16 protein-coding genes are annotated in these 14,949 nt (G+C 29.6%); 3 read left to right on the forward strand and 13 right to left on the reverse strand.

The genetic code is table 11. From position 1 onward, the window contains the following. Nucleotide 1: 1 nt before the first annotated feature. From moaA to K5V21_RS07370, 10 genes are all read right to left on the reverse strand, one after another. Entirely contained in the window at nucleotides 2–982 is a 981-nt protein-coding gene (gene moaA, locus K5V21_RS07325; protein ID WP_430833734.1) for a GTP 3',8-cyclase MoaA, read from the reverse strand. Between the two features lie 9 nt (nucleotides 983–991). After that, entirely contained in the window at nucleotides 992–1,468 is a 477-nt protein-coding gene (gene moaC, locus K5V21_RS07330; protein ID WP_221860406.1) for a cyclic pyranopterin monophosphate synthase MoaC, read from the reverse strand. 4 nt (nucleotides 1,469–1,472) lie between these two features. After that, nucleotides 1,473–2,492, reverse strand: a complete 1,020-nt coding sequence (locus K5V21_RS07335) for a molybdopterin-binding protein (RefSeq protein WP_221860408.1) — start codon at nucleotides 2,490–2,492, stop codon at nucleotides 1,473–1,475. 13 nt (nucleotides 2,493–2,505) lie between these two features. Continuing rightward, entirely contained in the window at nucleotides 2,506–3,162 is a 657-nt protein-coding gene (gene modB / locus K5V21_RS07340) for a molybdate ABC transporter permease subunit (RefSeq protein ID WP_204594751.1), read from the reverse strand. A gap of 2 nt (nucleotides 3,163–3,164) precedes the next feature. Continuing rightward, nucleotides 3,165–3,941: a molybdate ABC transporter substrate-binding protein gene (modA, locus tag K5V21_RS07345; protein WP_221860410.1), complete on the reverse strand. Its 777-nt coding sequence runs from the start codon at nucleotides 3,939–3,941 to the stop codon at nucleotides 3,165–3,167. Further along, nucleotides 3,926–4,417, reverse strand: a complete 492-nt coding sequence (locus K5V21_RS07350) for a MogA/MoaB family molybdenum cofactor biosynthesis protein (RefSeq protein WP_204594753.1) — start codon at nucleotides 4,415–4,417, stop codon at nucleotides 3,926–3,928. The genes modA and K5V21_RS07350 overlap by 16 nt, the downstream gene beginning before the upstream one ends. A gap of 2 nt (nucleotides 4,418–4,419) precedes the next feature. After that, nucleotides 4,420–4,929, reverse strand: coding sequence for a molybdopterin-guanine dinucleotide biosynthesis protein B (gene mobB, locus K5V21_RS07355; RefSeq protein ID WP_221860412.1), 510 nt, complete (start codon nucleotides 4,927–4,929; stop codon nucleotides 4,420–4,422). Nucleotide 4,930: 1 nt separating this feature from the next. After that, nucleotides 4,931–5,506: a molybdenum cofactor guanylyltransferase gene (locus K5V21_RS07360; RefSeq protein ID WP_221860414.1), complete on the reverse strand. Its 576-nt coding sequence runs from the start codon at nucleotides 5,504–5,506 to the stop codon at nucleotides 4,931–4,933. Between the two features lie 2 nt (nucleotides 5,507–5,508). Beyond that, the gene (locus K5V21_RS07365; RefSeq protein ID WP_221860416.1) at nucleotides 5,509–6,705 is read right to left on the reverse strand and encodes a molybdopterin molybdotransferase MoeA; all 1,197 of its coding nucleotides are present in this window, start codon (nucleotides 6,703–6,705) and stop codon (nucleotides 5,509–5,511) included. Between the two features lie 71 nt (nucleotides 6,706–6,776). Further along, the gene (locus K5V21_RS07370) at nucleotides 6,777–8,846 is read right to left on the reverse strand and encodes a molybdopterin oxidoreductase family protein (RefSeq protein WP_221860419.1); all 2,070 of its coding nucleotides are present in this window, start codon (nucleotides 8,844–8,846) and stop codon (nucleotides 6,777–6,779) included. Between the two features lie 368 nt (nucleotides 8,847–9,214). On the opposite strand from K5V21_RS07370, the gene K5V21_RS07375 reads away from it, so the two are divergent. Further along, complete coding sequence (locus K5V21_RS07375) at nucleotides 9,215–10,180, forward strand: TDT family transporter (RefSeq protein WP_221860421.1); 966 nt, start codon at nucleotides 9,215–9,217, stop codon at nucleotides 10,178–10,180. 84 nt (nucleotides 10,181–10,264) lie between these two features. Here the strand turns inward: K5V21_RS07375 and K5V21_RS07380 are convergent, their stop codons facing one another. Beyond that, nucleotides 10,265–10,984 carry a Bax inhibitor-1/YccA family protein gene (locus K5V21_RS07380; protein WP_221860423.1) on the reverse strand — a complete coding sequence of 240 codons (720 nt, stop codon included), beginning with the start codon at nucleotides 10,982–10,984 and terminating at the stop codon, nucleotides 10,265–10,267. Nucleotides 10,985–11,186: 202 nt separating this feature from the next. Further along, nucleotides 11,187–11,780: a 30S ribosomal protein S4 gene (gene rpsD, locus K5V21_RS07385; protein ID WP_221860425.1), complete on the reverse strand. Its 594-nt coding sequence runs from the start codon at nucleotides 11,778–11,780 to the stop codon at nucleotides 11,187–11,189. Nucleotides 11,781–12,170: 390 nt separating this feature from the next. Between rpsD and K5V21_RS07390 the strand changes: the two genes are divergently transcribed. Both K5V21_RS07390 and rd read left to right on the forward strand, forming a co-directional pair. Further along, the gene (locus K5V21_RS07390) at nucleotides 12,171–13,397 is read left to right on the forward strand and encodes an FprA family A-type flavoprotein (RefSeq protein WP_221860427.1); all 1,227 of its coding nucleotides are present in this window, start codon (nucleotides 12,171–12,173) and stop codon (nucleotides 13,395–13,397) included. Between the two features lie 47 nt (nucleotides 13,398–13,444). Beyond that, entirely contained in the window at nucleotides 13,445–13,606 is a 162-nt protein-coding gene (rd, locus tag K5V21_RS07395) for a rubredoxin (protein ID WP_204594762.1), read from the forward strand. 120 nt (nucleotides 13,607–13,726) lie between these two features. On the opposite strand, the gene K5V21_RS07400 is transcribed toward rd, so the two are convergent. Further along, nucleotides 13,727–14,929 carry a cation:proton antiporter gene (locus K5V21_RS07400; RefSeq protein WP_221860428.1) on the reverse strand — a complete coding sequence of 401 codons (1,203 nt, stop codon included), beginning with the start codon at nucleotides 14,927–14,929 and terminating at the stop codon, nucleotides 13,727–13,729. Nucleotides 14,930–14,949: the final 20 nt, after the last annotated feature.

Genomic DNA, 14,949 nt, shown 5'->3' on the forward strand with positions numbered 1-14,949 from the left:
GCTATCCTCCTATTTCATTCATAAACTTTTCTTCTTTATTGTTATCCTGAACCTTAAATAAATACTTTTCTGGCTTATTATATATGCCATCTTTAATTGTAGCTTTTAACTCATCATCACTAACTCCATTTTCTAAAAGAGCTTTAAGATTGATTCCACTTTTCCAATTTAGGCATTGCTTAAGCATTCCATCTGTTGTAATTCTTATTCTATTACAATCACTGCAAAAACAATTACTCATAGCACTTATGAACCCAACTCTACCTATTGCATTTTCGAGCTTTATATACTCAGCCGGTCCATCGTGCATATTTCTCTTTTCTTCTTTGAATTTAAGCTCTTTATCCTTTAAAAATTTAATTAATTCTTCGTTTGATAATCCAGTATACTTTTTGCCTTCACCTATTGGCATAAGTTCTATAAATCTAACATCTATATTCTTATTTAATGTTAAGTTTACTAAATCAATTATTTCATCATCATTAATGCCCTTAATTATAACTACATTTAGCTTAACCTTAATTCCTCTCTCTAAACATTTATCAATAGCTGATAAAACCTTATCTAAGCTTCCGCCTCTTGTTATTTTAGAGTATTTAACTTTATCTAATGTATCTAAACTTATATTTACCTTCTTTAGTCCATTATCAATTAGCTCATTTGCTTTATCATCTAATAATATTCCGTTTGTTGTAATTGCAATTTCTTCTATTCCATCTATAGAATTTATCCTTTTTATTAAGTCAACTATCCCAGGACATACAAGAGGTTCTCCCCCTGTAAGTCTTATCTTTCTAATACCAAGCTTTGATGCTTCCCTTGCAATTCTATAAATTTCTTCATTAGAAAGTCTCTTCTCTTCTTTGCAGAATACACTTCCTTTCTCTGGCATGCAATATACACATCTTAAATTACATTTATCAGTAATAGAAATTCTAAGATAGTCTACATTTCTTCCATATCTATCTTGTATTGTCCTCACCTCAAAACACTAATAATTAAATTCTCCACTCTTTCCACCAGTCTTTTTAACTAAGTGTATTCCGTCTATTTCCATTCTCTTATCTACAGCTTTACACATATCATAAATAGTTAATGCTGCAACAGAAACTCCTGTTAAAGCTTCCATTTCAACACCTGTCTTTTCAAAGATTTTCACTTTAGAATTAATTATAATCTCTGAATTATCTTCATCTATTTCAAAATCTATACTACATCCATTTATCATAAGTGGGTGACACATTGGAATTAAATCTGATGCTTTTTTAATAGCCATAATACCAGCTACTCTTGCTACTCCAAGAACATCACCTTTTCCTATCTCTCCATTTTTTATAAGTGCAATAGTCTCTTTACTAGTTTTAACTTTTCCTGTTGCAATTGCAACTCTCTCAGTTTTATTCTTTTCAGTTACATCTACCATAACTGCATTTCCTTCATTATCAAAATGCGTAAATCTATCTTTCATAAAATTATTCTCCTTTTCCGAAGGAACAGTGTGGAAAGGTGCAAACTTCACAGCTTAAGCATAATCCTCCATGTCCATATAACGCAATATCTCTAAAACTTAATCTTTCATCACTTAATATTCTAGGTAACACTAAATCAAAGACAGTTCTCTTAGAATACATTACACATCCTGGTAGACCTAATATCGGAATATCTCCACTATATGCTAATAATAGCATTGCTCCTGGAAGTACTGGTGCACCATATGTTATAACTTCTGCTCCGCAATCTTTTATTGCAGTTGGAGTTACATCATCAGGGTCTACAGACATACCACCTGTACATACTATCATTTCTGCACCTGAATCTATAGCCTTCTTAATTTCTAAAGCTATTCCTTCTTTATCATCTGGAAGTATAACCTGATTTTCTAAAGTACATCCGAAATACTCTATCTTTTTCTTTACAGCAGGTCCAAATGCGTCCTTTATTCTTCCATGATATACTTCACTTCCTGTAGTTATCATGTGTACCTTTTTAGGTTTAATATCTATAACTTTAATTATCTTTTCTTTTATTAATTTCTCTGCTTCTATTATCTTTTCTTCATCAATTACTAAAGGAATTACTCTTGTTGCACCAACAAGCTCACCTTTCTTTACAGGAGTATTATTTTGTATAGTTGAAACTATTATATCTCCTAGCATATTTATTTCTAGTAACTTTTCTTTATCTATTTTTAAAAGACCATCTTTTGAAGCTATAAAGTTAATCTTACCTTCTTTTATTTCTCCAAACTCTAATCCTTCTCCACAAACTAAATCTTTTAATCTTATAGCTGCATCATTTTCATGAAGAACACCCTCTTTATTTTCCCAGACATAAATATGTTCTTTTCCTATTGATAATAATTCATTTATATCTTCTTCTTTTATTATATGACCTTTTTTAAAGGCTCTTCCTTTAAACTCTCCCGGTACTATCTTTGTAATATCATGACATAATACCATTCCTACAGCATCTTGTACTCTAACACTCTTCATATTTGTTCTCTCCTTAAGATATTCTTTTAAGTATTCTGTTGTATGACATTGTTAAAATCACAGAAATAATAACAATTATAATAAGTATTGTCTTTGCAGTTGTTTCATCATTATTTTCTATAGCATAATACATAGCCATCGGAACTGTCTGAGTTTCTCCTGGAATATTTCCTGCAACTAATATAGTAGCACCAAATTCTCCAAAAACTCTTGCAATACTTAATATTAGCCCTGTAAGAATACCCTTTTTACATAATGGTAAACTAATCTTTTTAAATACTTGAATATTACTTGCTCCCATTTCTCTTGCTGCATTTTTTATATCCTCATTCACTCCTAAAAGTGGTGCTTTAATACTCTGATACATTACAGGAAGAGAAACAATAACACCTGCAACTACTGCTGCAAACCATGTAAATATTATTGTTAAATCAAAATTGTTAGAAAGAAATTCTCCAATAAATCCTCTTTTTCCTAAAATTATTAATATTAAATATCCTACAGCTGAAGGTGGAAGAAACATTGGGAAAATCATTATAGTCTCTATAAAACTCTTCCCCTTGATTCCTCTTTCAACTAAGAAATATGATCCAATTATTGATAATACTAAGGTTATAACTACTGAAACTATTACTACCTTAAATGATATGACAAATGCACTTAACATCATTTTTATTCTACTCCGAATCCGTATTCCTTAAATATCTCCTTGCTCTTATCACCCTTTAAAAAGTCAATAAACTTTTTACTTTCATTCATATTCTTACCATCTTTTAAGAGACATAAAGAATATTCTATCATCTTATGATAATCATTTGGTACTTCATAAACTATCTTACTATCCTTTAGATTCATAGCATCTGTTTTATAAACAAATCCATAATCTACATCTCCACTTTCAACATAGTTTACTACATTTGTAACGCTCTTTGCATAAATAAATTTATCTTTTAAAGAATCCCAAATCTTTAGGTTATCTAAAGTTTGTTTAGTATATTGTCCTGCTGGAACTGTTGATACTTCTCCAACTCCAATTTTACCTTTTACCTTCTTTAATTCATCTAAATTATCTATTTCCTTCTCATTATCTTTATTTCCTATAAGCACTAAAGAATTTCTTAGGAAATTATAAGTCTCATCTTTTTTTACTAATCCTTCATCTACTAATTCATTAGCATACTTAGTGTTTGCTGAAAAGAATATGTCAACATTTGCACCTTCAGCAATTTGCTTTTTAAGTGTTCCAGATCCACCGCTATTATAATTAACCTTTATTCCAGATTCCTTTTGGAATTCATCTTTAATTTTATCCATTGGTTTTTGTAGACTTGCTGCTATACTTACAGTGATCTCTTTATTTCCACTTTCTTTTTTACTTCCACATCCAGCTAATATTAACGAAAACGTCATAGCTCCAACTAACAGCCCTGCTATTACTTTCTTGCGCATTCTGAAGCACTTCCTTTCATTATATCTAATCCATGTTTTAAATCATTTAATATGTAATCTAATATTTCTTCACATGCCTTTGGGCTTCCTGGCATATTTACAATTAGTGTTTTGTTTCTAATACCAGCAGTCCCTCTAGATAACATTGCTCTTTTTGTTATTGTAAAGCTATAATTTCTAATAGCTTCTGCTATTCCAAGAGCTTCCTTATGTATTATATCTTTAGTTGCCTCTGGAGTTATGTCTCTATCACTAAAACCTGTCCCTCCTGTTGTAAGCACTAAATCCACACCTATCTCATCACTCATATATTTCATTTCATTTGCAAGTTCTTCTCTTTCATCTGGAAGAACTACATACCTTTTTGTTATAAACCCACACTTTTCAGTTATATTTTTTATAACTTCTCCACTCTTATCTTCACGTTCTCCTTTTGACCCTTTGTCACTACTGGTTATTATCCCTAGAGTATACATATTTAACATCTCCTCTCTTTTCCATTATATTTCAAACTTTCTAAACAGTCTATCAACATTTCGTAATCATTAATATAGACTTCTTTTACTCCTTGTATATTTAATTTTGTATCTGTTGCTAAACATATTAATTTATTCCTTGGAGTAATTATCTTCTTACTAACTTCTCCCCTAAATATTTCAATCTTTTGAAGAGAACTTTTTTTATATCCTTCTACTATTACAAAATCTTTATCAGATACCATATTAATTAATTCTTCAAGAGGCACTTCATTTTCTACTTCTTTTATCATTGCCATTCTATTTTTAGATGATATTATTACAGTTTCAGAACCTGCCTCTCTATGTCTATAAGTATCTTTTCCTTTTTTATCTATATCAAATCCATGAGCATCGTGTTTTATTGTTCCTACTGAATATCCTCTACTTTTAAGCTCTTTTATCATACCTTCAATAACTGTTGTTTTTCCAACATTCGATACTTCACTAACAACATTTACTACAAATGCCATGTTACTCACTCTCTTTTCTAATTAGTTTATTATACTCTTCTACAGTATTAATGTTTGAAAAGTTATCTTCTTCATTTATATCTATATATCTAGTATTTATATTTTCTAATAAGCTTTTAAGTCTGTAGTTATCTTTTTCAATCATTTCCTCTATAACACCTAAAATACTTTTCTTATAAATGCCACAAAGAGGTTGTATACGCCCATTAACTACTGGAATTAAAGCATCTTCTACAAAGTCATATTCCCCTAAATACTTTAAAATATCTCTACTTAAAAAAGGCATATCTCCTGCAACTATTAATATAGAAGAGAAGCTAGCCTTCTTTAATGAAGAATAGATACCACCAATCGGTCCTATGCCTTTAAAATCATCTAAAACTAATATAGCTCTATCTTTAAACTCTCTATATTTTTCTATATCATTGCAAGATATTATCTTTTCTTCATAATCTGAAATTGCATTTAATGCTCTTTCTATAAATCTACTTCCCTCAAACTCTAAAAAAGCTTTTATTTTATAGTTCATTCTTGTATTTTTTCCACCTGACAGTATTACTGCACTTTTTCTAATCATAATTATATTAATACCTTAACTTTGTCACCTTTCTTTAAAGATGTATTGGGTCTTACTTCAAGTATTGCATTGCTATTTATCATAGTGTGTACTTGACCTGGTGTTTGATATACATTATTTATATGAACTTCATTTTTAGAATTTATATTAACTCTTAAAAATCTTCTCTTGTTTGATACCTTATTAAAATCATCCATTAATATAGCTTCTCTCTCTTTAAGTGCTATTTCATCTGAAGATAGCATCTTACCTATGACTTCTCTACAAGTAAGTTCAAAGCTTGTAGCCGCTGCAACTGGCGTTCCTGATAACCCTATATATAATCTTCCATCTTTATGAGCTCCAAACATCGGAGAACCAGGCTTCATGTCTATCTTCCAAAATAAAATTTCATAACCTGCTTTCTCAGCACTTATTCTAACTCTATCTTTTTCTCCAACAGAAACTCCTCCTGTAGAAATTATAATATCGCAATTTTCCTCAAGCTCCTCTATAGCCTTAATTATTTCTAAGTCATCATCACATATAAGACTATAAACTATACTCTCGCAACCAAGCTCTTGTAATCTACTCTTTAGGAAATATCCATTACTATTATAAATTTTTCCATACTTTAATTTTGTTCCTGGATTTTGAATCTCATCTCCAGTATTTAATATTCCAACAACTGGTCTTTTATAAACCTTAATTTTATCAAGCCCAAGTGATGCTATACACATTATTTCTGATGATGTTATAAGTACATCTTTCTTTAAAAGCTTCGTTCCTATCTTAAAGTCTTCTCCTTTATAACAATAATTATCATAAGAATTATGTTCTTTATATATTTTAACTATAGAATCTTTATCTTCTAAGGTATCTTCCTGTCTTATAACACAATCAGCTCCATTTGGTATTGGTGCTCCTGTCATTATTCTTATTGCTTCACCTTTTCCGAGTTCTTTTTCCGATGCATAACCTGCATATATCTTATCTATAATTTTAAGTTCTATAGGATTTTCTTTAGATGCACCTTTAGTATCCTCTCCTCGTACTGCATATCCATCTAGAGGTGAACGTGGAAAAGGTGGATTATCAATTTTAGAATATATATCTTCATAAAGTACTCTACCTAATGAATCTTCAATACTAACTTCTTCATAATCCATTTTTTTCAATTTACTAAATAATAGCTCTCTAGCTTCCTCTAGACTTATCATAATACACTCTCTCCTTAAAATTAATAATAATGCTCACTCCTTATGCAGAATGAGCATTAAATTTAATTATTTTATTTCTTTATATTAATCGTTACATATTTGTATGATGGTTCTCTTGAGTAAGTATCAAAAGCCCCTTTTGTTAAAGTATTAATTTCAATATAATGCATTGGACCATATGCTTGATCTTTCTTAAGTCCAGCATTTATCTTAGCTTTTACTTTAACTACTTCTCCATTTGATGATGATACTTCAATCATATCTCCATCTTCTATACCATGAGCTTTAGCTATCTCTTCACTTATTTCTATATAAGCTTCAGCTGATGTAGTCTTTGTAACTATTGGTATTTCTCTTGTTCTAGTTTGAGTATGCCATTGTCCTACAGTACCTCTTCCTGTATTTAATATGTAAGGATACTCTTTACTTTGCTTTTCTCTATTCTCCTTTACATCTTCATACATAAACTTCATCTTACCATTTGGTCTGTAGTACTTTCCATCTTCAAAAAGTCTTCTTTCATCTTGCTCTAATTTATCACCCTTTTTAAATGGCCACTGAACTCCTCTACTCTCTCTAATCATATCATATTCTACACCTGTTATATCACAAGGCATTCCCTCTGATGATTTTTTAAGAAGTTCAAATACATCTCTTGGAGTTTTCCACATTTCCAATTCTTTTTCTTTACCTATAGCCTTACCTATTCCAGTTAGTATTTCAAAATCAGTAAGTTCATTTTCACCTTTTTCAATTAAAGGTACTAATGCAGACATTCTACGTTCTGTATTTATATATGTACCATTTTTCTTTATTCCAGGTATTGCTGGTAAGAATAAATCACAAAGTTTTGCAGTATCTGTATCACTATATAAATCTTGTACTACTAAGAAATCAATTTTTTCTGCTGCTTCTTTAAACTTATTATTATCAATCCATGAGTCAGCTGGGTTTGTTGAAACTATCCAAAGTGCTTTCATAGTTCCATCTAATGCACCTTGTATTATCTCTGGATACGCCATTGTTGGCTTAGTTGGGATATATTCATCCTTTATTCCCATAACCTTAGTTATAAACTTTCTATCCTCTTCACTTGCGTAATCTCTTCCAGCATAAAGACATGCAGTATTACTGTATAGTCTTGATCCCATAGCATTACATTGACCTGTAATTGAATTTGGACCTGTTCCTTCTCTTCCTATATTTCCAGTCATTACAGCAATATTTATTATTGCTTGTGCTGTTCTAACTGCCTCATATCCTTGATTAACTCCCATAGTCCACCAGAATGAAACTTTTTCTCCATTATGTATAGTTTCAGCCAATCTTTCTGTTTCTTCTATTGTTATTCCTGTATTTTCAAGAACATTCTCTAACTTATATTTACTAACATGTTCTTTGAAGCCTTCAAAGTCCTCTGTATACTTTTCAATATATTCTTCATCAATATACCCTTTTTGTATAAGAACATTAGCTAATGTATAAAGAAATTCTAAGTCAGCCTTTGGCTTTATTCCATACCATTCATCTGCAAATTTTGCAGTTTCTGATTTTCTAGGATCTATAACTATCTTTTTAGCACCCTTATTTTTTCTTATTCTTCCCCATAATACTGGATGTGCTACAGCTGGATTTGCTCCTATAAATATCATTGTATCAGAAAGTTCTAAATCATTTAAAGTATATGGTGGAGCATCAAATCCAAAGCTTTGTTTATATGCTACAACAGATGTTGCCATACAAAGTCTTGTATTACCATCTCCATGCATTCCCATAAATCCTCTTCCAACTAATCCAAGTAGAGCCATCTCCTCCATTGGTAATTGTCCTGTACTTATAAATGCTGCACTTTCTTTACCATACTTTTCTTGTATTTCTGTCATTCTCTCTGCAAAGACCTTAAACGCTTCATCCCATGATATTTCATGCATTTTTCCATCTTCACCTCTAAGTAGAGGTAGTCTTTGAGCACCATATTCAGTACATTGTTTATCTAAATTTAAACCCTTAATACAAGCAGTACCTGCATTTACTGGGTAATCTTTATCACCTAATATTTTTACTATTTTTCCGTTTTCTACACTAAACTCTAGATTACATCCTGTAGAACAGTAATTACACACAGATTGTTTAACTTCCATTAACAATTCATCTCCTTAATTTAAACGCCATATTTAGTTATAATTTTAACAGTATCTTTATTCAATAAATGTGATAATCATCACAAATTATATTTTGTTCACAGTTTGTTTACATTTTTTCGTGATAAATATCACATTTTTCTTTTTGCTAATTCTTTATTATCATAGTATATTATTAATAATATTTACTATGGAAAGAGAGGGATTTCTTTGAAAAAAAAGAATTCACAAGAGTTAAAAGCTACTCCATTAGTTAAAGTTCTTGCTTTACTTGGTTTTTGCTTTTCTTTGTTAATAATTTATCTAATTCAAATTTTATAATACATTAATACTAAATGTATATTAAGAAATAATTTCGAGGTGATTTTTTGAACAATAATAGTATTTCCAAAATAGAGCTAAAGGAATACCCTATAGCATTTATCGGTACATGTCTTGGTGCAGTTACCCTTACTAATTTATATGATAATTTTGAATTTACAGCAGTCAGATCAATCTTTATATTTATAGGATGTTTAGCCCTAATATTCGCTGCTTATAAAGTATTAAGACATCCTGATGTTGTATGGAATGAAATGAATAATACAATTTTAATGGCATTATATCCAACTTCAACAATGCTTCTAATGAACATAGGTGTATATTTCCTTAAATTTAATTATGCACTTGGAAAAGGATTATGGTTTTTTGGACTAATATTAAATGTTATATTTGTTTTATTCTTCTTAGTAAGACACGTTATAATTGGATTTAATATGAAATTTGTGCTTCCTTGTTGGTACGCACTTTTAGTTGGTGTTTCTGTTTCTTGCACTACTAGTCCTCAGATGCATGAAACAGCATTAGTTAAGCCAATATTTTATTTTGTAGTTATAGCATTTTTAACATTCTTACCTGTAGTTATATATAGACTTTGTACTTTAGAAGTGCCGGATGAACATTATCCATTAATCGCAATTTTTGCAGCGCCTGCAAGTCTTTGTACTATAAGCTATATAACATTATTTAAGGATGCTAATATATACATAGTAATGTTCTTCTTTGCATTAACACTACTTACAACTTTATTTGTTTATATTAATTTCCCTAAATTCTTTTCATTAAGATTTAATCCAACATTTGCAGCCCTTACATTCCCACTTGCTGTTTCATTTGCAGCATCATTTAAAGTAAAGGGATACTTAGCAAGTCTTGGATATACTACAGCATCAAGAATTGTAACTGAAATAGCTGGTATTGAATTCTTTATTTCAACTGCAGTTATAGGATTTGTATTCTATAAGTTTGTATTTACTTTCCTATTTAACATACCAGCAAGGAAATTTACTAAATAATTTTTATTATTTCCTAAAACATTAATAAAAATTACTCTAAAAAAGCTACCACAAATCTCGTGGTAGCTTTTTACTTATTATAAATTAATCATTACTTGAGAATATCTTCGCTAATAATTGTAATATCTCCATGTATAACCAGATTAATGTTACCATTAATCCAAATGCTCCATACCATTCCATATATTTTGGCGCTCCATATTGAACTCCTCTTAATATGAAGTCATAGTCTTGCATTAAGCTCATTGTAGCAATAATTACAACAGCTAAACTAAATATAATACCTATTGGACCATTACTGTATATTGGTAATGTTATTCCAAACCACATAAGTACGCTTCCAATTAATGATGTAACTACTATTGTTATTAATGCTATCATTACACCTTTTCTAGTTCTTTCTGCTATGTTAGGTCTCTTGCCATATATTGTAACAGTTACTACAACTGCAACAATTGTAAGCATAATTGCTGGTAATACTATCCCTGGAAATCTTGCATTAAATAATTGTGATATACTTCCTAAAAGTAATCCTTCAAATGCTGCATAAATTACTGCTGTAAACTGTGATGCCTTTGGTGAAAGGCTTGTTATCATAGCCACTATAAATGTTCCTATAGCAACTATTCCCATTATTCCAGCACTATAAGGTATATAAAACCAACTATATACAAATGATGCTGCAACTATCGCAAGTAAAATTAATATCTTTACTATTGTTCCTCCAATAGTCATTGTAGTTCCATCTGCAACTGCACTCTTAAATCCCTTTTCTAATGCTGGATTAGTTTCTCCTATATTCATATAAACATCTCCCTTCAAATTTAATTCTATCACTTTATAAAGTTATTATACATTGTAATTGTGTCAATTTATTGTATGTTTTCATTTTTCATAAAAATTTTTATAATTTATTATATAAAAATAAGTATTAGGCTCCTGCACGAGCCTAATACTTATCTTATGGCAAAATATACTGTATTTATATATGAAGGCTTTTTTATTATTATTTAGAGTAGAATTCGACTATTAATTGTTCATCTATTTCTATTGGTAACTCATTTCTCTCTGGTTCTCTTACATAAGTTCCAATAAAGTTATCCACATCTTTTTCTATGTATGGTAAGCTATTTAATTCATTTTCTTTAAATGTATTAGTGAAAAGTTCTACTTTACGTGATTTTTCTCTAAGCATAACTTTATCGCCTGGTTGAAGCCTATATGAAGGAATATTTACCTTCTCACCATTGACTAGAAAATGTCCATGATTAACCATTTGTCTACTAGCTCTAATTGAGCTTGCAAATCCCATTCTGTAAACCATATTATCAAGTCTTGATTCAAGCCTTAATAATAGAGCTTCACCTGGTTGTCTTTTGGATTTAAAGGCTTCTTTTACGTATCTTGAAAATTGCTTTTCTAATACTCCATAGTAAGCTCTTAATCTTTGTTTTTCTAATAGTCTTACACCATAGTCAGATAATTTTTTATCTGCTCTACTTGTACCTCTAGCGGCACGCTTCATTGCATTAGGATGACCTATAACATTAAGTCCTAATCTTCTACACATCTTAAAGCGTGGTCCTCTCATTTTAGCCATCTATTTACCTCCTATAAAAATACTTTATGAAGACATAATAACATATTTATCGCTGAATTGAAAATGATTATCATTATTAAATTATCTTATTTTTTGTATTTATCTTCATTTTTCGATATTTTTCTCACTTTTATATAACTTTACATATTATATAAAAGTATTTAACTTATATCTTAAGATTACTCTTTATAAATTTAATAGAATTTGTATCAAGACTTATCATCAATAATATATTAATAAGTGTTAAGATAAAGATTTATTTCTACTAATTATTAATTTTATTCACTTATTATTAAATGTTTTTGTAACTGTAATCACATTTTTATTTTTCCATATGTGGTAACATTATTTTATACAAAAGATTTGAGTTTTATGAGGAGGGCAAAATTAATGATAAAGACTGAACAATTAAATGAAAATTCTTATTGTGTTGGAAAAATAGATGATAGGGATGTTCCATTTCATAGACTTATTTTAAAGAAAGGAACTACTTACAATAGCTATCTATTAAAAACTAATAAACCAACAGTTATTGATACCGTTGATATGATGTTTGGTAAAGCTTATATAGATAATCTTTCAGAACTAATAAATTTAGAAGATATTAAATATATCGTTATTAATCATACAGAGCCAGATCACTCTGGTGCATTAGGCTCACTTGCAATGAGAGCAAAGGATGCTACTATCGTATGTACAGAACCTGCTGTATATGAACTTAAAGAAATGTATAGATTACAAAATAGAAATTTCTTAGTTGTGAAAGATGGAGATAAATTAGATATTGGTGGTAAAACCTTATTATTTAAAATAACTCCTTATCTTCATACTAAAGAAACAATGATTACTTACTGCATAGAAGATAAAACATTATTCTCATGTGATATATTTAGTACACATGTTGCAGTTAAAGATTATTTTAATGATACATGCGGATTTGATATAACAGAGGATTTCATTTCATACTATAATGCAATTATGAAACCTCATAGATCTTATGTCAGAATAATGCTAGATTCTATAAAAGATTTAGATATAAAAATGATTTGTCCATCTCACGGATTTATAATCAGAAAAGATGTAGATAAATTTATTAAAATATATGATGATTTAAGTCAAACTAAAAATAATAATAAAAAGGTAGTTATTGTATATACTACTATTAGACAGAATACTAAAAAGATAGCTGAAATGTTTAAAGACTTAATCTCAAACAATAATATAGAAGTTCTATTATTTAATGCCGATAAAGATTCATCAGATGAAATAATAAAAGCTATTGAAAATTCTGATTGTACTTTATTTGGTACTTCAACAAGATATGGAGACATGGTCGGAAACATGGAAGTATTACTTAAATTACTTCAAAATAAAGATTTAAAAGGAATTCTTGCTGGAGCCTTTGGTTCATTTGGTTGGAGTGGCGAAGGTATTGAATTAATACAAGAGTATTTAAATAAGACTAATATGACTGTATTAAATACTTCAAGTATAATCAAATCTACTGGTATGAATGATGTTGAGTTCCCTGTTAGAATAAGATTCTCAATAGGTGATGAAGAAGCAGATAAAATTAGAAGAGCTGCTTACTACATTGTAGATTTATTACTAAGCTAAATAAAAAATTTATTATATAAAATAAACAATATTAGGAGGAATTTATTATGCAAAAATATATTTGTGATGTATGTGGTTATATTTATGATCCAGCTGTAGGAGATCCAGACAATGGAGTAAATCCTGGAACTAGCTTCCAAGATGTACCTGAAGATTGGGTTTGCCCACTATGTGGAGTTGGTAAAGATCAATTCTCAGAAACAGAATAATATAATTAGACATTTCTTAAATTTCTTGTATATAAGACAAATAAAAGGAAGTATTCATTATATGAATGCTTCCTTTTATTGTTTAAATTATATTATTCTAATTATATTACTTTTATTTTATTATTTTGCATATGCTACTTTAATTTGCTGTTGTCTTTTAAATACTACTTTTAAAAGTATAGGTGTTATTATGGTCGTAATTACGACTACTATTATTATGGGTGCTAAAAATGCTGGATTCATAAGCCCAACTGCTATACCTTTATTTGCAACTATTAAAGCAACCTCCCCCCGAGATATCATACCTACTCCCACTTGAAGAGATTCTTCCTTATCATATCCACATATTCTTGCTCCTAATCCACAACCAACAATCTTGCTTATTAAAGCTACTAACAATAATACTAAAGTAAATAATAATATTACAGCAGACATCCCTGAAAGTTCAACTTTTATACCAATACTTGCAAAGAATATTGGTGATAATAACATATATGATAATGTCTCAAATCTAGTATTTATATATTTTGTTCTCTCTGTGTTTGATATTATAAGTCCAGCTATGAATGCACCTGTAATATCTGCTACCCCAAATATTTCTTCTGCTGCAAATGATAGTAATAAACAAAAAACAAAAGATACAATTACAAATCTTCTCATATCCTTATGGTATCTTTCCATCCATTTGCTAAATAATATATAAAATAAATACCCAATAGCTCCAGAGAAAATAAAGAATAATACTATTTTAAATAATACGATTCCTATTTGCACTGATGAATCTGCCATACTAGTTATAATTGTTAGTGCAACAACTCCTAATATATCATCAATAAGAGCTGCTCCAAGTATAGTATTTCCCGCTCTTGTATTTAGCTTTCCAAGTTCCTTTAAAGTCTCAACTGTTATACTAACTGATGTGGCTGTAATTATTACACCTATGAATATATTTTGTAATAAAGAACTTGTACTAGCATGAGAAATTTCTCCTCTATTAAAAATATATGCTACTACAAATCCTCCAACTAATGGAATTAAAACACCCAATATAGCAACTAAACCTGATGCCTTTCCTGTTTTTTTCAATTCATTTATATCAGTTTCAAGTCCAGCTGTAAACATCAACACGATTACACCTAATGCTGCCATTTGTTGAATAAATTCAGTTTCATGAAGCACGTCCAACATAGCTGGTCCAAGTACTATACCTGCCATTAATGCTCCTACTACCTGTGGCATTTTAAACTTCTTTGTTATTAATCCTAATAACTTTGTACTTAGCAGAATGACTGCTATATCAAATAAAAACCTATATGATAACATCCCCTATACCTTTATCCCTT

Source organism: Clostridium sardiniense (assembly GCF_019753795.1).
GTDB classification, from domain to species: Bacteria; Bacillota; Clostridia; order Clostridiales; family Clostridiaceae; genus Clostridium; species Clostridium sardiniense.